The organism is Flavobacterium sp. (genome assembly GCF_041911335.1).
Classification (GTDB): domain Bacteria; phylum Bacteroidota; class Bacteroidia; order Flavobacteriales; family Flavobacteriaceae; genus Flavobacterium.
The window spans coordinates 37,064-59,094 of sequence record NZ_JAYRPD010000019.1 but is presented as its reverse complement, the minus strand read 5'-3'; the positions used below and the strand labels follow the sequence as shown (position 1 = coordinate 59,094).

The window sequence follows — 22,031 nt, the reverse complement described above, 5'->3', positions numbered from 1 at the left end:
AATTTTATTGGAATTTTAGCTTTAACTACTGTTGTACTTTTGTTTCTTATAGTTGGTATTGTAAGTTTTAATTTTAAAATAATAATTTCAACTATCCCGTATTTGCTGTTATGCTTTTTGTTTTTTAAAAATAAAAAATCATTTACATAAAAAAAACTGCCTCATTTCTGAAGCAGTTTTTAACCAATAAAACTAAAAAACTAGAGCTTGCCGTTTTTAATTTCTTCCACTATTTCAGGATTCAATAAAGTGGAAATATCTCCAAAATTAGAGAAGTCTCCTTCGGCAATCTTTCTTAAAATTCTTCTCATGATTTTACCCGAACGTGTTTTTGGTAAACCACTTACAAACTGTATTTTATCTAATTTCGCAATCGGACCAATTTGATCAGAAATCAATTGATTAATCTCTTTTGCTAAGTTGTTTCTATCACGACCTTCACCTGTTTCTTTTAAGATAATGAAACCATAAAGGGCATTTCCTTTGATATCATGAGGGAAACCTACAATTGCACTTTCTGCAACCGCTGGGTGTTCGTTGATAGCATCTTCAATTGGAGCTGTTCCTAAATTATGTCCAGAAACAATGATGACATCATCTACTCTACCCGTAATTCTGTAATATCCTACTTCATCACGTAAAGCACCGTCTCCTGTGAAATATTTTCCTGGAAAAGCAGTGAAATAGGTTTCTTTATAACGTTGGTGATCGCCCCAAATAGTTCTAGCCATTGAAGGCCAAGGAAATTTAACACATAATGCACCGGTTACTTGATTTCCTTCAATTTCATTACGCAATTCATCCATTAAAACCGGTTGAATTCCAGGTAATGGTAATGATGCATAAGTTGGTTTTGTTGGTGTTACAAACGGAATTGGCGAAATCATAATTCCTCCAGTTTCGGTTTGCCACCATGTATCTACTAATGGACAACGCTTACCTCCTACGTGATCGTTGTACCAGTGCCAAGCTTCTTCGTTAATTGGCTCACCTACAGAACCAATAACTTTTAAAGAACTTAATGGAAATCTTTGTACATAATCGATACTTTCTTTTGCTAAAGCACGAATAGCGGTTGGTGCTGTATAAAACTGCGTAATATTATGTTTTTCAATCACTTCCCAAAATCTACTGAAATCAGGATAAGATGGAACTCCTTCAAAAATAACCGTAGTTGCTCCATTTAAAAGTGGACCGTATAAAATATAAGAGTGCCCCGTAATCCAACCTATATCAGCTGTACACCAATAAATATCATTCTCTTCGTAATTGAAAACATTTTTGAAAGTGTAAGCCGTATAAACCATATAACCAGCTGTCGAATGAACCATTCCTTTAGGTTTTCCTGTTGAACCTGATGTATACAATATAAATAAAGGATCTTCTGCATCCATAATTTCAGCTACATTATTTCCAACAGCAGCATCCATTAAAGGTTGCAACCATAAATCTCTTCCTTCTTTCATGTTAACTTCCGTATTGGTTCTTTTTACAACCAAAACTGTTTCAACACTTGGACATTTCTCTAAAGCTTCGTCTACAATTCCTTTTAAATCGATAGCTTTATTTCCGCGGTAACTTCCATCTGAAGTAATGACCATCTTACATTCGCTATCATTAATACGAGCTGCAACGGCAGAAGAAGAAAATCCAGCAAATACAACTGAATGTATTGCTCCAATTCTAGCACAAGCTAAAACAGCTACAGCTAATTCTGGAATCATAGGCAAATAAATACAAACTCTATCTCCTTTTTTAATTCCTTGTTCACGTAAAACATTAGCTAATTTCGAAACTCTTACATATAATTGATTGTACGAAATATGTTGTGCTGCTTCGCTTGGATCATTTGGTTCAAAAATAATAGCAGTTTTATCACCACGTTTTGCTAAATGTCTGTCGATACAGTTTTTAGTGACGTTTACTTTTGCATTTAAAAACCATTTGAATTCTGCTTCTTGCATATCAAATTCGAAAACTTTGTCCCATTTTTGATACCAAGTAAAATTCTCATCGGCAATACGATCCCAAAACTTTCTTGGTTCGCGCACCGATTTCTTATACATTTTAAAATAATTCTCTAAGTCTTTAATTTTATAGTAACTCATTTTTTTAGCTTTATTTTTAATTGATTATGTAAATATAATCAATCCGTTTTAAGAATTTATTATTTTTTTGCTAAATAGATATAGTTAAAATTTCAAAATCAAGCTCAAGTCAAAAAAATCAAATTCAAAATTGAAACAAAAAAACTTAGTGAACTTTGTGCCTTCATTGTGTTCTTAGTGGTTAAAAAATTAGAACATCCTATTTAAAACAACCAATTTTAGCATGTTCTAAAACTTCTCTGATTTCATCGATAATAGCTTCATCATCAATAGTTGATGGAATTTGAAATTGTTCGCCATCAGCTATGCTACGCATCATTTTTCTAAGAATTTTTCCAGAACGTGTTTTTGGTAGACGATTTACCACAACTACATCGCGCAATGAAGCAACGGCACCGATTTGTTCTCTAACCAAATGCACTACTTCATATTGCAATTGGAAATGTTCTATATCTTCACCGGATTTTGCAACAACTAATGCTAAAGGAATTTGTCCTTTTAATTCATCATTTATTCCAATAACAGCACATTCTGCAACCGAATGATGAGATGCCACAATTTCTTCCATTTCCGCAGTTGAAAGTCGATGACCTGCAACGTTGATAACATCATCTACTCGACCTGTAATGTATATGTAATCATCATCATCTTTATATCCACCATCTCCAGAGAAATAATAACCTGGGAATTTATTCAAATATCCTGCTTTGAAACGTTCGTTATCTTTCCATAAATCCAATAAAGTTCCTGGAGGTAAAGGCAATTTGATAACTACGTAACCTTCTTCATTTGGGCCTAATTCTTGTCCGTTTTCTCCAAAAATTCGGATATCATAACCTGTCACAGCTTTTCCGGCTGACCCAGGTTTTATTGGTAAATATTCCACTCCCATCATGTTAGCAATCATGGGCCAACCTGATTCTGTTTGCCACCAATGGTCGATAGCAGGAACTGGAATATGTTCGCGATACCAATCCAAAGTCGCTACATCACAACGTTCTCCTGCTAAGAACTGAATTCGTAAACTGCTTAAATCATATTGTTTGATGAATTCTCCATTTGGATCTTCTTTTTTGATGGCACGAATGGCTGTTGGAGCCGTAAACATGATATTTACTTTGTGCTCCGCAATAACTCGCCAAAACGTACTCGCATCAGGTGTTCGGATAGGTTTTCCTTCAAATAAAATAGTAGTATTTCTATTAATTAATGGTCCGTAAACGATATAACTATGACCCACAACCCAACCCACATCAGAAGCTGCCCAAAAAACATCACCTTCTTTGGCATCGTAAATATGTTGCATGGAAAATTTAAGTGCGGTTGCATAACCACCTGTATCTCTGACAATTCCTTTTGGTTTTCCAGTGGTTCCAGAAGTGTATAGAATATATAATGGATGTGTCGAATTTACAGGAACACAAGGCGTTTCTTCTGAACCGTAAACTAAAGCATCATAATCGACGTCATGTTTCTTAAAGGGAACTCTAGCTCCTAATTTTCTATTGAAAACCACTACTTTTTCAGGTTTGTGATTCGCTAATTCAATAGCTTCATCAACTAAAGGTTTATAAGCAATTAATCTGTCGATTTCTATTCCTGATGAAGCGGTTATAATAGCTTTTGGTTCACAATCATCGATACGAATGGCTAATTCATGTGGGGCAAAACCTCCAAAAACTACCGAATGTGTTACTCCTATTCGAGCGCAAGCTAACATTGCGAATGCGGCTTGTGGAATCATAGGCATGTAAATCACAGCAGTGTCGCCTTTTTCTAAACCAAGCGATAATAAACCTCCGGCTAGTTTGGCAACTTCGGTTTTAACTTCGTTAAATGTATACTTTTTAACAGTTTGTGTAACGGGTGAATCGTAGATGATAGCAACTTGTTCGCCATAGCCATCTTGAATGTGTTTATCAACTGCAAGGTAACAAGCATTTAAATTTCCATCAGCAAACCATAAAGGATAGCCATTTTTATCGGTTGATAAAATGTTGGAAGGTTGATTATACCATTCTAATTGATTCGCTTGTTCTTTCCAGAATTCTTCAGAAGAAGTGATGCTTTTATTATATATATCGCAATAATTCATTTGTATTATTCAATTTATGTGATTTATTTTCTTTAGTAAATGTAGAAAATAAAATAATGCCAAATGAATTAATGTTGCTAAATAGGTATATAAATAGCTATATTGATTTTTTTTGTATAAAATTTATATCACAAAAATCTCTTAAATAAAAAATGCTACGATTAACTCGTAGCATTTACAATTTTTTAAGAAAACAATTTAGAATTTATCATTTAAAGAATCTAACTTCTTTTTCATTTCTATAATCAATTTTTGAAGTTCTAAAATTTGCTTTTGTTGTTCTAAAATTTGCTTTTGTTGTTCTTGTGTAGCTAATATCATAGGAGCTAACAAATCATTATAGCGTACACCTAACATACCATTATCATCGGTACTAATTATTCCTGCATTTTCTACTCCAAATTTTTGCAACGATGCTTGAAGTTCTTGCGCAATAAAACCGTATTCTACAGATTTTTTTACATCATTTTTTCGTGTATAAGACACAGGTTTTAGTTGGTTTATAAAGCTCAATCCTAAATTAGAAGGTTGAATATTATCTTTCCAACGTTCATCTGAGGTTGTTGTCCATCCTACTTGTATTCCTGCATAAGTTATGTTTGTATCTCCAATTCGTACTTGATTTGAGTTAGTTGCAACTGGTACTTGTGCATTATAACCAATACCTATATTATTGCTACCCGTTGTAACTAAATTTAAGGCTTGTTGTCCAATACCTACATTTGTTTGACCTGTTGTGACGCCAATAAGCGCGTCTCTACCAACAGCAACATTTTGTGAACTAGTAGCGTTATATAAAGCATTAGTGCCAATAGCTATATTATCATTTCCTGTTTGATTAGTACGTAAAGCATATATTCCTAATGCGGTATTATTAAATCCTGTTGTGTTGCTATATAAGGATCTTGTACCAAGAGAAATGTTTTGTGAACCAGTTGTGTTACTGTACAAAGAACGATATCCATGACTAACATTGTCATTCCCTGTTTCGTTGTAAAACAAACTCTCTTCACCCATTGCAATATTTGATTGTCCTGCAGTGTTTCTGTTTAAGGCATAGCTTCCTAATGCAATATTTATATTTCCTGTAGTGTTAAATCGTAATGCATCTAAACCTAAGGCTATATTATTGCTTCCAGATGTATTAAAAAACAAAGATCTATAATTCATAGCAATGTTATTCATTCCTGTTGTGTTAGAATATAAAGCCAATCTACCAAAACCTATATTGTTTTCACCTGTTGTGTTACTAAATAAAACATTGTTTCCTAAACCTATATTATGTATACCAGTCGTGTTGTTATACAAAACTTCATCACCAACAGCAATGTTGTTATGTCCTGTTGTGTTAAAAGCTAAAGTTTCGTTTCCTATACCAAGGTTGTTAAAACCTGTTGTGTTTCTAAGTAATGATTGATAACCAATTGATGTATTGTTATAACCTGTTGTGTTTGCCATTAATGTTTGAAACCCTAAAGAGATGTTGCTATATCCAGTGGTATTAGCAGTTTGTGAGACGTAACCTATTGCTATGTTGTTTGAAGCAGTATTGTTTAATAAAGCATTCATACCAGCTGCAAAATTGTAATTTCCATTTATGTTTTTAGTTAATGTATTTAAACCTAATGCTATATTATCTCTACCAACGGTATTTGTTTTTAAAGCTTCTGCTCCTAATGCAATGTTTCCTCCACCTGTTGTTGTAGAAAATAAAGTTTGATAACCAATTCCAATGTTTGAATAAGCTGAAGTATTGTTTTTTAGCGACTCATAACCTAATGCAACATTACTATTTCCTGTGGTGTTTGATGTTAAGGCTTCATATCCAATACCTATATTTCCTCCACCTATAGTATTAGAAAACAAAGAACGATAACCTCCTGCAAAGTTTGAATATCCTGTTGTGTTACTGTATAATACTTCGTATCCAATTGCGGTATTGTCAGACCCAGAAGTATTATTTCTCAATGAAAAATTTCCCAATACATTGTTTCTTGAGCCAGAATTGTTTTCCATCGAATTGCTTCCAACGGCAATGTTATATTGGCCAACTGTATTGTTTTTTAATGCGGATTCTCCAATTCCTATATTATAACTTCTATTTGTACTACTCTTTAAGGCATCATTACCAATGGCAATGTTTCTATTTCCTATGGTGTTTGATGTTAATGCTGCAACTCCTATTCCAATATTAAAATTTCCCGATGTATTTTGTTTTAGAGCATCATTTCCTAAAGCAAAATTATACTCACCAGTTGTGTTGTTATGCATTGCCGCTGTACCAATAGCTGTGTTTTGACTTCCTGTTGTGTTTTTGTTTAACGCATCGTTTCCTATTGCTGTTAAATAACTTCCTGTGGTATTTGCACTTAATGATGAAACACCCATAGCTACCAATCCTAAACCTGTTGAAGCTGGGTTTAAAGAATTGTATCCAAATGAAGTTCTGGAATCATTTAACAATCCTGATGGTGTGTTGTTTCTTTTAAAAACTAAATCAATATCATCTATGGTTCCTAAAAAATTAGTTGAAGCATTAGTTCCTGTGTTTCCAGTAGTTAACCACGAATTGTTAGTACCTGCACCAGTTTGGAGCCGAACCCATTTAGCACCATCCCAGTAATAATAACCTGGGGTTACATTATTAGGGGATATACCCGCTGTTGCAGTATTATAAACTAATTCGGAAATAGTTGGTAAAGTTAATGGACTTGCTACATTGCTAGCAGTTAAAGCCACTCTTGGTATCAACAAGCCGTTATCTGTAGATGACACATCTAATGCCGCATTTGGTGAAGTTGTTCCAATACCTACTTGTGCAAATGTGGGGCTTGCTAATAAACCCAGAAATAATATTACTTTTTTCATATTTACATAAATTAATATACAAATATAATGATTAAAAAAAATAAAGTTAATTTTATGTTATTTTTTCTCTTGTAAACTTAGAAAATAAAATAATGCCAAATGAATTAATATTGCTAAATAGGTATAGATAGAAATAGAAATTAGAACATAGAAATAAGAGGAAACAGAATTTCTAATTGAAAGCTGGTTTGCGTTAGGGATTGTAGCAATTGTTTGAGCTCTTAATTAAAATACCTTAGGATTTTAATTAAAGCGAGTGCGAAAAGCCCGACCCTTGTGGTAACGCCCAAATTTTATGATAATAACTCCTCCACTTTTTCCACCACTTTCTTAATCGAAAACGGCTTTGTCATGTAAGCATCGGCACCTAATTCTAAACCTTTTTCAATATCGCTTTCTTTGTTTTTTGCGGATAAGAACATGACTTTGGTATGTTGTAGTCTTTTTTTTGTTTTGATTCTAGGAATTAATAAGCCAATAACTCTTTTAATTCTTTTTCAAATCTACCTTTTGGCAAATATTGATCTTCTAACGTTTTCATAAAAGGAATTGCTGATTCCAAACTTCCAACTCTTCTAACTGGAGCGTCTAAGTATTCGAAACAGTTTTCCATAATCATAGCAGAAATATCGCTTGCTACACCACCAAACAAGGTATCTTCTTGTAAAATGATTACTTTATTCGTTTTCTTAACTGAAGAGTAAATCGCATCCCAATCCATTGGTTGTAACGTTCTTAAATCTAATAAGTCTGCTTTAATTTCTGGATTTTTAGCTAAGGTTTCTAAAGCCCAATGAACTCCAGCTCCAAATGAAATAATCGTAACATCTGTTCCTTCTTTAATTAACGAAGCTTTCCCAAAAGGTAACGTGTAGTAATCTTTTGGTACATCTTGATACACACTTCTATACAATTGCTTGTGTTCGAAGAATAATACTGGATTTGGGTCGTTAATTGCAGTATTTAATAATCCTTTTGCATCATAAGGAAATGCTGGATACACTACTTTTAACCCTGGTGTTTTGGTAAACCAAGCTTCGTTAGTTTGTGAATGGAAAGGTCCGGCTTGAGTACCACCACCACAAGGCATACGCACCACTACATCCGACTTTTCTTGCCATCTGTAATGTTGTTTTGCTAGTAAGTTTACAATTGGATTAAATCCGGTGGAAACGAAATCGGCAAACTGCATTTCCATCACCGCTTTATATCCGTTTATTGATAATCCGTTAGCCGCTGAAACTACAGCACTTTCACAGATTGGTGTATTTCTTACTCTTTCTTTTCCAAATTGAGCCACAAATCCGTCTGTAATTTTGAAAGCACCACCATATTCAGCGATATCTTGTCCCATAATCACTAAATTCTCATGGCGTTCCATCGACTGACGTAAACCATTCGAAATCGCATCAATCACACGAATATTTTCTACTTCAGAAGATGGATTAAATGCTTCAAATTCATAAGGTTTATAAACATCTCCTAATTCTTCTTCCAAAGAAGCTACAATTTCTGGTTCTTCCTGAACTTTAGCCCAATCGGTATCAATTTCTTTCTTAATTTCAGCTCTAATAGCGTCATCATCTTCATCCGATAAAACTGCTGTAGCTTTTAAGTAATTTCTATAATTTTCTACTGGGTCTTTCACTGCCCACATGTCTATCAATTCTTGAGGAACGTATTTCGTACCACTCGCCTCTTCATGTCCACGCATTCTGAATGTTTTAAACTCTAACAACACTGGACGCGGATTTTCAACCATAGAAGCTTTTAATTCCGAAATCAAATGATACACTTCTAATAAATTGTTACCATCAACAACATGGCTTTCCATTCCATATCCAACACCTTTATCAGCTAAGTTCTCACAACGGTATTGCTCATTTGTTGGTGTTGATAATCCGTAACCATTATTTTCAATCACGAATAAAACTGGTAATTCCCAAACAGCAGCAATGTTTAATGCTTCGTGAAAATCACCTTCCGAAGTTGCGCCTTCACCTGTAAATACAGCGGTTACTTTTCCGTTCTTTCTTAGTTTATTAGCTAAAGCGATTCCGTCTGCAATCCCTAACTGAGGACCTAAATGCGAAATCATTCCAATAATCTTATATTCTTGCGTTCCAAAGTGGAAACTTCTATCGCGTCCTTTTGTAAATCCGTTTTTCTTTCCTTGCCATTGTGAAAACAAACGGTGCAACGGAATATCTCTTGTAGTGAATACACCCAAATTACGGTGCATTGGTAAAATATATTCATCCTTATCCAAAACCGAAGTTATTCCTACAGAAATAGCTTCTTGCCCAATTCCAGAGAACCATTTCGATACTTTTCCTTGACGGATTAGAATCAACATTTTCTCTTCAATCAAACGCGGTTTTAATATTTTCTTGTATAAATCAAGTAGTTGCGAATTCGATAATTCTTTTCTTTCAAAGTTCATGATGATGGAACAATTAAATTTTGCTCAAAAGTAATAAAAATAACATTTTGAAAGCGAATTGTTATAAAAAAGAAAGTTAAAAAATCAAAGTCAAGGTCAAGAACAAATTCAAATTTGAATTTTAACACTAAGAATTAATTTCAGGATTTGTAAAACTACTTCAAGCTAAATTTCAACTTATCACTTTTCACTAATCACTATTCACTTTCACCCAATTGTTAATAACTTTACTTTTTTGAATTTAAAATATTTAATTACTTTTGTATTTACTTGGGTTAAAGCCCATTTGATTTATTAACAATAAAGCTTAAGTATGCAACAAATTCCTAGTGTTGACTTACGTGATTTCCTGTCGGATGATCCGGCACGTAAACAAAAATTTGTAAATGAAATCGGAAAAGCCTACGAAGAAATCGGCTTCGTAGCATTAAAAGGTCATTTTTTAGATGACAAATTAGTTGAAGGATTGTATTCAGAAGTAAGAAACTTCTTTTCACTTCCTTTAGAAACCAAAGCTAAATACGAAATTCCAGGCATTGGCGGGCAACGTGGTTATGTTTCTTTCGGTAAAGAACATGCTAAAGGTCGCTCTGCTGGAGATTTGAAAGAGTTTTGGCATTTTGGACAATACGTGAGCGAAGGTTCAAAGTACGCTGGCGAATATCCAGATAACGTAGAAGTAACGGAATTACCTAAATTTAATGAAGTAGGTAAAGAAGCGTACCAAATGTTAGAAAAAACAGGTGTTTATGTGTTAAGAGCGTTAGCACTTTACATCGGATTAGACGAATTCTACTTTGACAAATACATCAAAGACGGAAACAGTATTTTACGTCCAATCCACTACCCACCTATTACTGACGAACCTAAAGACGGTGCCGTTCGTGCAGCAGCACATGGTGACATCAACTTGATTACCTTATTAATGGGAGCTCAAGGAAAAGGATTACAAGTACAAAATCACAACGGCGAATGGATTGATGCTATGGCACAACCAGACGAGTTGATGATTAACGTAGGTGATATGTTATCAAGACACACCAACAACAAGTTGAAATCAACAATTCACCAAGTGGTAAATCCACCTAGAGAATTGTGGGGTTCTTCTCGTTATTCAATTCCTTTCTTCATGCACCCAGTAAGCGATATGAGTTTAAATTGCTTACCAGAATGTATCGATGAAAACAATCCAAAATTATATGAAGATATCACCGCTGGTGAATTCTTACATGAACGTTTGGTAGAATTAGGATTGATTAAGAAATAAAGGAAATCACATTCCAAATAAATAAAATTCCAAATTCCAAGTAACATTGGGGTTTGGTTTTTTGTTTAAAGATTAACATTTACACGCCACAATGGAACGCGGATGAAACGGGTTTTTCGGATTACCGCAGATTAATAATAAAAATTATGAGTAGTATTTTACACAAAGAGTTAACAGGTTCAATTTTGAAATTGTTTTATGAAGTATATAATGAACTTGGATATGGTTTTCTTGAAAAAGTTTATCAAAATGCATTATATAATGAATTAAAAAATAATGGCTTTGATGTTGAATCTCAAAAGCAAATAAAAGTTTATTACAAGAATGTTGAAGTAGGAGAATATTATGCCGATTTAATAGTAAACGATAAAGTAATTTTAGAATTAAAAGCTACTGAATCAATTACTGATGCTCATGAATTTCAACTACTTAATTATTTAAAAAGTACAAATATTGAAGTAGGACTTCTATTAAACTTTGGAAAAAAACCTGAGTTTTGTAGAAAAGTATTTCAAAATTACAGAAAATAAAATCAGCGGTAATCCGAAAAACCCGTTTCATCCGCGTTCTAAAAAATTAATTATGAGTGGTTTAGAAGAACAACTAAAAAAACTATTTCCAGATCATCAGCCTTTAGAAGAAGAAAAAGAAGAAATTCTTACTCACGAATTATTCGTTCAAAAAGAACCAATGATTTGTAAATATGAGAAGCGTAAAGGAAAACCTACCACGATTATTTCAGGATATGAAGGCGAAGATGAGGATTTTAAAATCTTAGCCAAGGAAATCAAAAGCAAATTAGCGGTTGGTGGTACTTTTAAAGATGGCGAAATCATCATTCAAGGCGATTATCGTGATAAAATCATGAAACTATTACAAGACAAAGGATTTAAAACAAAACGAGTTGGAGGATAAAAGTACCAAACACTTTTAAACTTTTAAACTCATAAACTAATAAACATAAAATGATAGCAGCATCAGAATTAATATTAAATCCAGACGGAAGTGTATATCACATCAATTTAAAACCTGGACAAATCGCTAACGATATTATCTTCGTTGGGGATCAAAATCGTGTAGAAAAAATCACAAAACACTTTGATTCAATTGAATTTACGACTCAAAAACGTGAATTTAAAACACAAACGGGAACTTACAAAGGCAAAAGAATGACCGTGATGTCAACTGGAATTGGTCCAGACAACATCGACATCGTGATGAACGAATTAGACGCTTTAGTAAACGTTGATTTAGAAACTAGAACAGTTAAAAAAGAATTGACTTCATTAAACATTGTTCGTATTGGAACTTCGGGTTCGTTACAAGCAGATATTCCTTGCGATAGTTTTGTAATGAGTCAGTATGGATTAGGATTAGACAACATGCTTCGTTCCTATTTAATTGACGAAATTTCGGAAACAGAAATGGAAGAAGCATTCATCAAGCAAACGAATTGGGACATGAGAAAAGGTCGTCCATACGTAATTGCAGGAAGCAAAACGTTAGAAAAAAGATTAGAAAGCGATAAAATCTTCAAAGGATTCACAGGAACAGCAGGCGGATTTTACGGTCCACAAGGTCGTGTAGTACGTTTAGGAATTCAAGATCCAGAATTAAATTCTAAAATGGATAGTTTTAATTTCAACGGAACACGTATGACGAATTTAGAAATGGAAACTGGCGCTATTTATGGTTTAGGAAAACTATTAGGTCACAACTGTTTATCCTTAAATGCCATCATTGCTAACCGTGCAACTGGAACTTTCAGTGAAGACCCATACAAAGCTGTGGATGAATTAATTGAGTATACTTTAAATAAGTTAGCAGAGTAACAAAAAGGAACACTTTTAAACTCTTAACCATTTAAACTTTTAAACTTAAGAATGAAAACAATCAAAATAGCAGGTGTTCCCGAGCATTTCAACTTACCTTGGCACATGTGTATCGAAGATGGCGAATTTGAAGCCATGGGAATCGATTTACAATGGACTGACGTTCCAGAAGGTACAGGAAAAATGTGTCAAATGTTGCGCGATGGCGAAACCGATATTGCTGTAATTCTTACTGAAGGCATAATAAAAGATATCGCAGCTGGAAATCCGAGCAAGATTGTGCAAGTTTATGTCCAAAGTCCTTTGATTTGGGGAATTCACGTTGCTGCTAATTCTAATTATAAATCACTTTCCGATTTAGAAAATAAAACAGTTGCGATTTCTCGAATTGGTTCTGGTTCTCATTTAATGAGTATTGTGAATGCGCAAAATCAAAATTGGAACACCGAAAACTTACAATTTGAAATCGTAAACACCATTGATGGAGCGGTTGAAAGCTTATCTTCAGGAAAAGCAGATTACTTCATGTGGGAGCGTTTTATGACACAACCATTAGTAGATAAAGGAATTTTTAGAAGAATTGCGGATTGCCCTACGCCTTGGCCTTGTTTTGTGATTGCGGTTCGCAATGAAGTTTTGGAACAACATCCAAAAGTTATTGAACAAATTTTAGACATCATCAATACCACAACCGAAGAATTTAAAATGATTCCGAGTATTGACAGAACCTTAGCTTCTAAATACAATCAAAAAGTGGAAGCGATTCAAGAATGGTTAAAATTAACACGTTGGTCGCAAAAACAAATGACAGCTCCAACTCTAGATAAAATAATGGAACAACTTTTGAAGCTTCAAATTATCGATAAAAAACTACCAAAAGAGTCGATACTTAAATAATTCCGTATTTTTATCGTTTTAAACGAAATGACAATAAAAATCCCAACTATCGCCGAACTCAAAGAAAAGCTTTCTTTACCGAAGCCGTGGGATAATGTTGTCATTTTTTTGTTGAATATCTTAATTGCTATTCCACTTTTTTTAATTGCACATCAAAATTTAATCGATTTAGAATGGTCACTGCATTTGGATCGAATCATCATATTCATCCTTATTCTCGTAGCTATCCAACTTGTTCTTCGATTGGTAAAAACCATCATTATTCTGATTGTTTTTCTATACCTAATTGCTTTGTTGTACGGCACTTTATTCGGAAATTACGGTTTTAATCGAGTTTTTGAAGATTATCGTTATATGGTGTATTCTATGAGCGAAACACCAAATCCACAAGATATTATTGTAGCCAAATTGCTTCCTTTTCCCAATAAATCTAAAATAATTAATGCGGTAGATTTTTCTAATCCGAAAGTTAGAAACTTTGCCTTATATGCTACAACGAAACATTTCAGAGAAATCAAACAAACTGGCGAAACCCGAAGAATGATTCAGTGTTTTGCTGTTTTTAAAGAAATTAGAAACCGCTGGAATTATGTTAACGATCCAAAAGGAAGAGAATATATCGCTTATGCTTCAGAAAGTTTACAACATTTTTCGGGGGATTGTGATGATCACGCTATTTTGATGGCAGCATGTATTAAAGCAATTGGCGGAACACCTAGAATTATTCATACGGGAGGACATTTGTACCCTGAAATGTTGATTGGCAATAAGACCGACTTAGAAACTGCCATTTATTTAATTAAAGAAGTGCTTTTTAAACAAGAAAGTCATAATCAACAAATTCATTATCATATTGATGAAAGAGGTCAAATTTGGTTAAATTTAGACTACACTGCCACCTATCCAGGTGGTAAATTTATGAGCGAAGAAATTCTTGGCGAGCTGACTTTTAATTGATAAAAATTTCTATATTTACAAAAATATTAACCTTACACATGAAAAGAATTAGCTGTTTATTAGGCCTATTTCTGTCGCTAAGTACTTTTGCGCAATCAAACGATAGCGGTGCTACCGACACAATTACATCTCCTATATTTTCTAAAAAAAACGAAATAAAAGTAGATGTCTTAAACTTAATTGGTAATGGAAGATTAGGAATATCTTATGAACGATTTCTAAATAAAGATTTTTCAGTTGGTATCTCGGGATTAGCTTTTAACAAATCAAATAAAAAAGAAGACTTTCTTAAAGATGATACTCGAACGATGATTGAATATCAAGTTGTTCCTTATGTTCGCTATGCGATGTCTAAAAGCGCTACAAATTTATACTACTTAGAAGCTTTCTCTAATATAAATGGAGGTCAATATAAAGAGCTAAAAACGTTAAATAATGGCGCAGCCGATTATGTTGTGGTAACTAAAAAAGATTACAACGATATTGCTTTAGGAGCAGCCGTTGGATACAAACTATACTTTAAAGAGAGTTTTGTTATCGATTTAACAGTAGGAATTGGAAAAAATTTATTCAATAGTGATAGCCCTTCAACTGTATCTCGTTTAGGTCTTAACTTAGGTTATCGTTTTTAAAATAATATACAATGAAAAAATACATACATTATCTAACTATAGCTATCATCACATTATTATTCACAGGTTGTACCGAAAGTGATGATGAATTTTTTTCAACAAAAGCGGTTACAGTTAACAATAAAATCGAAGTCAGCGCTTCTGGCAATGTTTTAAATGTTAGTTGCAACTTTGACAGAATCCTAAATTATGGCTCAGGTTCTCCCCTTGATTTGTTTTTAACAACAACTTCAAGATCTTTCTTTTTTAATTATTCAATGCAAAAAAGAAACGCTTCAGGAACTTGGGAAAACTATATCCCAACTACTATTACCGCTACAAAAGGAGATAATTTCGTAGGAAGCTATATTTCAGGTATCCAGCAATTAGACACTTTAGATACTATTTACGAATATAATACTGATATCACATTAAGCCCAGGACAATACAGAGTAGTTGTAGAACCACGAATAGTTTCATTAGATTCTCAAGATGAAGTAACCGTAATAATTAATACTACTACTGTTGGTGCTACAAACAATATTCTAGAGTTTACAGTAAATTAGGTATGTAAAATAAAATGAATAATAAGCAAAGTAAATATTTGATATTTTGCATTTCTTTAATTGTTGGGATATTATATTTTTTAATTGGTCCAAATTATTAAGGAATTATTAAAAAATTTAAAGGTGGCTATGTAATTGATGTACTACTCACATTAAATCTTTACTTATTACTTCAATTAGGCTTAAGAGACTAGCTAACAGTAACTAAATCAAGAATATTTGTTGCTGTATATACTTTTTCATTTGGAGTTATTGTTGAGTTATTTCAACTAAATAAAATTCCTCTTTTCTGAACAACTTACAATCCTTTAGATATTCCTAATGTATGGAATAGGTGCTGGATTAGGATTACTTATGGATTTTACGATAATAAACAGATTAGAAAAGTCTAATTATTTAAAATAATTAATTACCACTCTATCGCTTCTTTTCCCTTTTCTTTCAAATACGCATTCGTCAATTTAAAATGATTATTTCCAAACCACATGCCTCTGTTAGCGCTTAAAGGTGACGGATGTCCGCTTTCTAAAACCAAATGTTTTTCTCTATCGATAAGTTTTCCTTTTTTCTGAGCAAAACTGCCCCATAATAAAAATACCACGTTTTCCGATTTTTGATTTATCACATCAATTACCGCATCTGTAAAAACGTTCCATTTTAAATGTTTGTGGCTGTTAGCTTCGTCTTTTCTTACCGTTAAACCAGCATTTAATAACAAAACACCTTGCTTTGCCCAACACTCTAAATTACCCGATGTTGGAAAAAGAATTCTATCGTACTCCGAATTTATTTCTGTAAAAATATTTTTCAACGAAGGCGGAATGGCAACTCCATCATTCACCGAAAAACACAAACCATTCGCCTCACCTGTTCCATGATACGGATCTTGTCCAATAATCACCACTTTCGTATCTTGAAAATCAAATTGTTCAAAAGCAGAAAAAATCAATTCTTTTGGCGGAAAACAAGTCGTTGTGGCGTATTCTTGCTCCACTTGTTGCATGAGTTTTACGAAATAAGGCTTCTGAAATTCAGATTCTAATAAGGTTTCCCAACTCTGGTTTTTGATAAACATTTTATAATTTTTACCAAAAATATAAATTTCTGTTGCAATATGGATTTATTACTTTGTAACTTTGACCTAACAGAAAAAGAAAAATGATTTCGATTACAGAAAAAACGCTACAAGATTTAGAATTCAATACGGTTTTAGAAACCATTGCCAGTCGCTGTAACACTGATATTGGTGAAGAAAAAGCGATGGCCATAACACCGTTTAAAAATAAAGAAGAACTGCTTATTAACTTAAAGCAAACTTCTGAATATTTATCTTCGTTTTCCAACAATAACGCTATTCCGAACCACGGATTCGAGAACATCAACTACGAACTAAAATTCTTAGCTATCGAAGATAGTTTCTTGGAAGTTGGAAGTTTTAAAAAAATTGCCAATCTATCAGAAACGGCGATTACATTGATTCAGTTTTTAAAGAAATTCGAAGATTATTATCCAAATCTTCATCAAAAAGCTTCTCAAATTGACATTGTAAAATTAATCATCCAACGTATTGATGAAGTGGTTGATAAATTCGGAATCATAAAAGACAACGCTTCCCCTGATTTGGTGGATATTCGCCGAAATATCAATGTAGTACGAGGAAAAATCAACCAGAGTTTTGGTATGGCTTTGAGTCAATATAATTCACTTGGTTATTTAGATGATATTAGAGAAACCGTGGTTGAAAATCGTAGAGTTTTAGCGGTTTTAGCTATGTATCGTAAAAAAGTGAAAGGTTCTATTTTAGGAAGTTCTAAAACAGGTAGTATCGCTTACATTGAACCAGAAGCAGCGCAACGCTATTCTCGTGAGTTAAATAATTTAGAGTATGAAGAACGCGAAGAAATCATGCGAATTTTAAAACGCTTAACGAATGAAATTCGCCCGTTTACCGAAACTATTGCGGCTTATCAAGACTTTTTGAGTGATGTTGATGTGATTGCTGCAAAAGCAAAATATGCCAACAAAATCAATGGAATTCTTCCAAATATTATCGAAGAAAAGCGAATGTTTTTCCGAGAAGCCTACCACCCTATTTTGTATTTAAACAACAAGGAAAAGAAAGCAGTTACCTATCCACAAACCATCGAATTGCATAACGAAAGTCGCATTATTGTGATTTCTGGTCCGAATGCTGGTGGAAAAACGATTTCCTTAAAAACCGTTGGATTACTACAATTGATGTTGCAAAGTGGGATATTAATTCCGGTTCACGAACGAAGCGAAACCTTTTTATTCGATAGAATTTTAACAGATATTGGTGATAATCAATCTATTGAAAATCATTTAAGTACGTATAGTTACCGATTGAAGAACATGAACTACTTTTTAAAGAAATGTAACGCTAAAACCTTGTTCTTAATTGATGAATTCGGAACGGGTTCTGACCCTGAATTGGGAGGTGCTTTGGCAGAAACATTTTTAGAAGAATTTTATGCTCGTGAAGCTTTCGGAATTATAACTACCCATTACAGTAATTTAAAAATATTAGCCAACGAATTGCCTTACGCTTCCAATGCAAACATGATGTTTGATGAAAAATCATTAGAACCGATGTACAAATTGATTTTAGGTCAAGCCGGAAGTTCGTTTACGTTTGAAGTAGCGCAAAAAAATGGCATTCCTTTCGGATTAATCAATCGTGCTAAAAAGAAAATTGAAGGCGGAAAAGTTCGTTTCGACAAAACCATTGCAACTCTTCAGAAAGAACGCTCTAAATTAGAAAAAACGTCTTTAACATTAAAAGAAGAAGAAACGAAAGCCCGTGAAGAAAGCAAAAAAATGGAAACCATCAATGCGAAAATTCAAGAGAAATTAGAGCGTTATCAAGAATTGTACGATGCCAACCAACGTTTGATTTACATCGGACAAAAAATAGATGATATTTCGGAAAGCTACTTCAACAACAAAGACAAAAAGACGTTGATTGGTGAGTTTTTGAAAATGGTTGAAATCGAAAATTCAAAACGTAGAAAACTCTCAGCTAAAGAAAAGAAAGTCAAAGAAGTTATTCAGAAAAAAGTAGAAGAAGAAGTAAAAGTCAAGGTAGAGGAAATTCGAGTAGTTAAAAAAGAAAAGAAAATCAAAGCCAAAATTGAAGAAGAAAACAAACCTAAAGTTGTACTAAAAGTTGGTGACCGAGTTCGAATGAAAGACGGAAAAGCCATTGGAACTATAGACGCTATCGAAAAATCAAAAGCAACTGTGAACTATGGAATTTTCACCTCAAAAGTAAGTTTAGACCAATTGGAATACGTGCAACCTGTTTAAGTTACAAAGAGATATTTTCCCAATTTTTAAACTTGAAATTGACATTGAATTTGAACTTGACCTTGATATATGGAAATAGCTGATTTACCACAAGATAAAAAGATAATATTATTTGATGGTGTTTGCAACCTTTGCAACTCATCCGTTCAATATGTTATTAAGCATGATAAAAAAGATGTTTTTCGGTTTGTTTCGCTTCAATCAGAATTGGGCCAAAAAATTTTAAAACATATTGGAATTAATCCTATTCATACAGATAGTATCGTGTTGTATGAACCTGGAATTTCCTATTATTACAAATCAACAGCTGCTTTGCAAATTGCAAAAGGATTGAGTGGTATTTTTACTTTAGCAACTGTTTTTACTATATTACCAACGGGATTAAGAGATTTCGTTTACGATTATGTAGCAAAAAACCGATACAAATGGTATGGCAAAAAAGACGCTTGTATGATTCCAACCCCCGAATTAAGAGCTAAGTTTTTAGAATAAGTTACATGATAATTATCAGGTAATAAACAATTGTTAAATTATATCTTTGCTTAAATTCTAACCTTTGTAACTATGACAAATTTATTATTACCACTTTATTCGCATAGCAATGGAACATTCATCATGATTATTGTTTTTGCACTTGTGTGTCTCGGTTTAGTAGGCGCAGTAATGCTAATGATGAATAGTGATAAAAAGAAAAAAAACGACCAATAATTTGGTCGTTTTTGGTTTTATGTAGTTAAGAAATTATTGTTTAATAAATTTCTTAGTTGTTTTTCCTTCTGCAGCTTCAATTGTTAAGAAGTAAACTCCTGAATTTAAATCAGAAACATCAATTTCAGAAAATGAATCACTTTGTTTTTTAATTTTTCTACCATTTATATCCGTTACAAAAACGTTTCTTATTTCATAAATATTAGCATTTGAAATACTTAAAATAGAAATAACAGGATTAGGATAAAGTGCTATTTTATCAAGACTATTATCTCCAAAATTATCACTTGATAATGTTAAATTAGCATCAATCGTCATTGCAAAATTATTGGCTAATCCAAAATTTCTTGCACATCCATTATTGGTTCCAGAACTACCACAACGAGTTGCAAAACCAAATCCTGTTTCTCCAGCAGGCATACTACCAATAGTAGGTGTTTCACCTAATATCCAAAAGACATTTGCTCTACTTGCATTTATCATCACAGTAATTCCATTATCTGTTTGCCCTGATAAATCTAGACCGCTATAAGGAAAAACGACTTCGAAGACTGTTCCTAATGTTGCAGGTGGTGCAGTTACATTAACGGTAACTGAGGAACCTGGAATTAATGTACCTATTCCAGAACCACAAGCTCCAGCTCCAGTTACTGTTGGACAATCAGAATATAAAGTCATTGTAACAGAAAAAGGGGTTGCATCATTTAAATTAAACAAATCAACTGTTATAGAATTCAAATATCTTGCAGTTCCTCCTAAAACTATTGCATCACCCATTTGACATGCTGGACCATTTGCTGTAGGTGTAATTTCGGCACCTGTAGTACCAGCGTGGGTAGTTTCATAAATTACTTCTTGTCCATAAAATGAATTTGAAGTGATTAATAAGATAGAGAGTAGAATTTTTTTCATATAAAAATGTTTTAAAGTTTTAACAAATTTATAAAAAAAATAATACTAAATTAATATTATACTGAAAATTAACAATTTAAATTATTACTAAAATATAAAAACTTTTAAATCTAATTATTTTAAACACAAAGAGTCACATTTAAATACTATAGACTTTATCTTGTAAAAAATAATCGGCAATAACTAAAGCAGCCATAGCTTCTACAATAGGAACGGCTCTTGGTACCACACATGGATCGTGACGCCCTTTTCCTTGTTGCTCAATAATTTCACCTTGATTGGTTAATACTTCTTGTTTTTGAATTAATGTTGCAACAGGTTTAAAAGCTACTCTGAAGTAAATATCCATTCCATTAGAAATTCCACCTTGAATTCCTCCAGAAAGGTTACTTTTCGTAGTTCCATCTGGATTGTATGAATCGTTGTGTTCGCTACCTTTCATTTTGGCACCACAGAAACCACTTCCAAATTCAAATCCTTTTACAGCGTTAATTGATAACATAGCTTTTCCTAATTCGGCATGTAATTTATCAAAAACAGGTTCGCCTAAACCAATCGGTACATTTTGAATAACACAAGTTATTGTTCCTCCAACCGTATCGCCTTGCTTTTTAATTTCTTTGATGTGTTGTTCCATCTTTTCTGCAGTTGCTGAATCAGGACAACGAACCGCATTACTTTCAATCTTTGAAAAATCTAAATCTTGATAAGGTTTATCGATGAAAATTTCGCCAACAGAAGAAACAAAAGCATTTATTTTAATGTTTGGGATAATTTGTTTAGCTATAGCGCCACCTACAACTCTACTTGCAGTTTCACGTGCCGAACTTCTGCCTCCACCACGATAATCTCGAATACCGTATTTCTGTTCGTAAACATAATCGGCATGGCTTGGACGATAGGTATCTTTTATATGTGAATAATCATCAGATTTTTGATTGGTATTTGGAATAATAAAACCTATTGGTGTTCCTGTAGTTTTTCCCTCGAAAATACCTGATAAAAATTGTACTTCATCTTCTTCCTTTCTCTGTGTTACAATAGAGGATTGTCCAGGCTTTCTTCTTTGCATTTCTGATTGAATAAAATAAAAATCAATTGAAATTCCAGCTGGACAGCCATCAAGTATACCACCTAAAGCTTCCCCATGCGATTCACCAAAAGTGGTTAATTTCAACAACTTTCCAAAAGTATTTCCTGCCATAATTAATATTTATCTGAATTCATTTAACATATAGTAACAAATGTAATGATTATTTGAAAAATAGTAGAAATAAAAAAAACATTCCCATTTTTAAATAAAATATTCTCAATAAATTAAGTTAAAATAGTATATTAGCATATTAATTTAACCCAAACTGACATGAAAAAAATCATTCTTTTAACATTTTTTACTACCACATCTTTATTTGTATCCTGTTCAAGTGAGGATGAAAGTGG

The 22,031-nt window shown here is 33.2% G+C and carries 18 protein-coding genes and 1 pseudogene; 11 read left to right on the top strand and 8 right to left on the bottom strand.

Features of this window, described 5'->3' with window-relative positions; genetic code table 11:
- Positions 1 to 200: 200 nt before the first annotated feature.
- The 5 genes and pseudogenes from acs to ACE3PD_RS02250 all read right to left on the bottom strand — a co-directional run bounded on the left by acs (position 201) and on the right by ACE3PD_RS02250 (position 9,514).
- Complete coding sequence (acs, locus tag ACE3PD_RS02270; protein ID WP_374399132.1) at positions 201 to 2,108, bottom strand: acetate--CoA ligase; 1,908 nt, start codon at positions 2,106 to 2,108, stop codon at positions 201 to 203.
- Positions 2,109 to 2,307: 199 nt separating this feature from the next.
- Positions 2,308 to 4,203 carry an acetate--CoA ligase gene (locus tag ACE3PD_RS02265; protein WP_374399130.1) on the bottom strand — a complete coding sequence of 632 codons (1,896 nt, stop codon included), beginning with the start codon at positions 4,201 to 4,203 and terminating at the stop codon, positions 2,308 to 2,310.
- Between the two features lie 198 nt (positions 4,204 to 4,401).
- Positions 4,402 to 7,071: a tail fiber domain-containing protein gene (locus ACE3PD_RS02260; protein WP_374399128.1), complete on the bottom strand. Its 2,670-nt coding sequence runs from the start codon at positions 7,069 to 7,071 to the stop codon at positions 4,402 to 4,404.
- Positions 7,072 to 7,364: 293 nt separating this feature from the next.
- A pseudogene (locus ACE3PD_RS02255) lies at positions 7,365 to 7,529 on the bottom strand (response regulator transcription factor); the annotation flags it as partial.
- Between the two features lie 8 nt (positions 7,530 to 7,537).
- The gene (locus ACE3PD_RS02250; RefSeq protein WP_374399126.1) at positions 7,538 to 9,514 is read right to left on the bottom strand and encodes a thiamine pyrophosphate-dependent enzyme; all 1,977 of its coding nucleotides are present in this window, start codon (positions 9,512 to 9,514) and stop codon (positions 7,538 to 7,540) included.
- Positions 9,515 to 9,827: 313 nt separating this feature from the next.
- Here ACE3PD_RS02250 and ACE3PD_RS02245 point away from each other — a divergent pair, with 313 nt between their 5' ends.
- The 8 genes from ACE3PD_RS02245 (at position 9,828) to ACE3PD_RS02210 (ending at position 15,644) form a co-directional block, all read left to right on the top strand.
- Positions 9,828 to 10,781 (top strand): isopenicillin N synthase family oxygenase, encoded by a 954-nt coding sequence (locus ACE3PD_RS02245; protein WP_111565848.1) that lies wholly within the window; start codon positions 9,828 to 9,830, stop codon positions 10,779 to 10,781.
- Between the two features lie 146 nt (positions 10,782 to 10,927).
- Positions 10,928 to 11,311, top strand: a complete 384-nt coding sequence (locus ACE3PD_RS02240) for a GxxExxY protein (protein ID WP_374399123.1) — start codon at positions 10,928 to 10,930, stop codon at positions 11,309 to 11,311.
- A gap of 52 nt (positions 11,312 to 11,363) precedes the next feature.
- A complete protein-coding gene (locus tag ACE3PD_RS02235) occupies positions 11,364 to 11,696 on the top strand; it encodes a translation initiation factor (protein WP_374399222.1) in 333 nt (110 codons plus the stop codon).
- A gap of 50 nt (positions 11,697 to 11,746) precedes the next feature.
- A complete protein-coding gene (locus tag ACE3PD_RS02230; RefSeq protein WP_374399121.1) occupies positions 11,747 to 12,613 on the top strand; it encodes a nucleoside phosphorylase in 867 nt (288 codons plus the stop codon).
- A gap of 51 nt (positions 12,614 to 12,664) precedes the next feature.
- Positions 12,665 to 13,510 (top strand): substrate-binding domain-containing protein, encoded by an 846-nt coding sequence (locus ACE3PD_RS02225; protein WP_374399119.1) that lies wholly within the window; start codon positions 12,665 to 12,667, stop codon positions 13,508 to 13,510.
- A 27-nt stretch (positions 13,511 to 13,537) separates the two neighbouring features.
- The gene (locus ACE3PD_RS02220; protein WP_194095478.1) at positions 13,538 to 14,467 is read left to right on the top strand and encodes a transglutaminase; all 930 of its coding nucleotides are present in this window, start codon (positions 13,538 to 13,540) and stop codon (positions 14,465 to 14,467) included.
- A gap of 38 nt (positions 14,468 to 14,505) precedes the next feature.
- Positions 14,506 to 15,099 carry a hypothetical protein gene (locus ACE3PD_RS02215; protein ID WP_374399117.1) on the top strand — a complete coding sequence of 198 codons (594 nt, stop codon included), beginning with the start codon at positions 14,506 to 14,508 and terminating at the stop codon, positions 15,097 to 15,099.
- Between the two features lie 11 nt (positions 15,100 to 15,110).
- Complete coding sequence (locus ACE3PD_RS02210; protein ID WP_374399115.1) at positions 15,111 to 15,644, top strand: hypothetical protein; 534 nt, start codon at positions 15,111 to 15,113, stop codon at positions 15,642 to 15,644.
- 409 nt (positions 15,645 to 16,053) lie between these two features.
- Here ACE3PD_RS02210 and ACE3PD_RS02205 read toward each other — a convergent pair whose 3' ends face one another.
- Positions 16,054 to 16,719, bottom strand: a complete 666-nt coding sequence (locus ACE3PD_RS02205) for a uracil-DNA glycosylase (RefSeq protein ID WP_374399113.1) — start codon at positions 16,717 to 16,719, stop codon at positions 16,054 to 16,056.
- A gap of 83 nt (positions 16,720 to 16,802) precedes the next feature.
- Here ACE3PD_RS02205 and ACE3PD_RS02200 point away from each other — a divergent pair, with 83 nt between their 5' ends.
- From ACE3PD_RS02200 to ACE3PD_RS02190, 3 genes are all read left to right on the top strand, one after another.
- Entirely contained in the window at positions 16,803 to 18,971 is a 2,169-nt protein-coding gene (locus ACE3PD_RS02200) for a DNA mismatch repair protein MutS (protein ID WP_374399111.1), read from the top strand.
- A gap of 69 nt (positions 18,972 to 19,040) precedes the next feature.
- A complete protein-coding gene (locus tag ACE3PD_RS02195; RefSeq protein WP_374399109.1) occupies positions 19,041 to 19,463 on the top strand; it encodes a thiol-disulfide oxidoreductase DCC family protein in 423 nt (140 codons plus the stop codon).
- A 72-nt stretch (positions 19,464 to 19,535) separates the two neighbouring features.
- Complete coding sequence (locus ACE3PD_RS02190; RefSeq protein WP_374399107.1) at positions 19,536 to 19,679, top strand: hypothetical protein; 144 nt, start codon at positions 19,536 to 19,538, stop codon at positions 19,677 to 19,679.
- A gap of 33 nt (positions 19,680 to 19,712) precedes the next feature.
- On the opposite strand, the gene ACE3PD_RS02185 is transcribed toward ACE3PD_RS02190, so the two are convergent.
- On the bottom strand, positions 19,713 to 20,591 hold the full coding sequence (locus ACE3PD_RS02185) for a T9SS type A sorting domain-containing protein (RefSeq protein ID WP_374399105.1): 879 nt from the start codon (positions 20,589 to 20,591) through the stop codon (positions 19,713 to 19,715).
- A 139-nt stretch (positions 20,592 to 20,730) separates the two neighbouring features.
- A complete protein-coding gene (gene aroC, locus ACE3PD_RS02180; protein ID WP_374399103.1) occupies positions 20,731 to 21,795 on the bottom strand; it encodes a chorismate synthase in 1,065 nt (354 codons plus the stop codon).
- Positions 21,796 to 22,031: the final 236 nt, after the last annotated feature.

Coding starts and splice junctions, on each gene's coding strand:
- ACE3PD_RS02245 (WP_111565848.1), top strand. CDS start 9,828: ATGCAACAAATTCCTAGTGTTGACTTACGTGATTTCCTGTCGGATGAT.
- ACE3PD_RS02260 (WP_374399128.1), bottom strand. CDS start 7,071: ATGAAAAAAGTAATATTATTTCTGGGTTTATTAGCAAGCCCCACATTT.
- ACE3PD_RS02240 (WP_374399123.1), top strand. CDS start 10,928: ATGAGTAGTATTTTACACAAAGAGTTAACAGGTTCAATTTTGAAATTG.
- ACE3PD_RS02230 (WP_374399121.1), top strand. CDS start 11,747: ATGATAGCAGCATCAGAATTAATATTAAATCCAGACGGAAGTGTATAT.
- ACE3PD_RS02205 (WP_374399113.1), bottom strand. CDS start 16,719: ATGTTTATCAAAAACCAGAGTTGGGAAACCTTATTAGAATCTGAATTT.
- ACE3PD_RS02265 (WP_374399130.1), bottom strand. CDS start 4,203: ATGAATTATTGCGATATATATAATAAAAGCATCACTTCTTCTGAAGAA.
- ACE3PD_RS02220 (WP_194095478.1), top strand. CDS start 13,538: ATGACAATAAAAATCCCAACTATCGCCGAACTCAAAGAAAAGCTTTCT.
- ACE3PD_RS02195 (WP_374399109.1), top strand. CDS start 19,041: ATGGAAATAGCTGATTTACCACAAGATAAAAAGATAATATTATTTGAT.
- ACE3PD_RS02190 (WP_374399107.1), top strand. CDS start 19,536: ATGACAAATTTATTATTACCACTTTATTCGCATAGCAATGGAACATTC.
- ACE3PD_RS02200 (WP_374399111.1), top strand. CDS start 16,803: ATGATTTCGATTACAGAAAAAACGCTACAAGATTTAGAATTCAATACG.
- ACE3PD_RS02250 (WP_374399126.1), bottom strand. CDS start 9,514: ATGAACTTTGAAAGAAAAGAATTATCGAATTCGCAACTACTTGATTTA.
- ACE3PD_RS02225 (WP_374399119.1), top strand. CDS start 12,665: ATGAAAACAATCAAAATAGCAGGTGTTCCCGAGCATTTCAACTTACCT.
- ACE3PD_RS02210 (WP_374399115.1), top strand. CDS start 15,111: ATGAAAAAATACATACATTATCTAACTATAGCTATCATCACATTATTA.
- acs (WP_374399132.1), bottom strand. CDS start 2,108: ATGAGTTACTATAAAATTAAAGACTTAGAGAATTATTTTAAAATGTAT.
- ACE3PD_RS02185 (WP_374399105.1), bottom strand. CDS start 20,591: ATGAAAAAAATTCTACTCTCTATCTTATTAATCACTTCAAATTCATTT.
- aroC (WP_374399103.1), bottom strand. CDS start 21,795: ATGGCAGGAAATACTTTTGGAAAGTTGTTGAAATTAACCACTTTTGGT.
- ACE3PD_RS02235 (WP_374399222.1), top strand. CDS start 11,364: ATGAGTGGTTTAGAAGAACAACTAAAAAAACTATTTCCAGATCATCAG.
- ACE3PD_RS02215 (WP_374399117.1), top strand. CDS start 14,506: ATGAAAAGAATTAGCTGTTTATTAGGCCTATTTCTGTCGCTAAGTACT.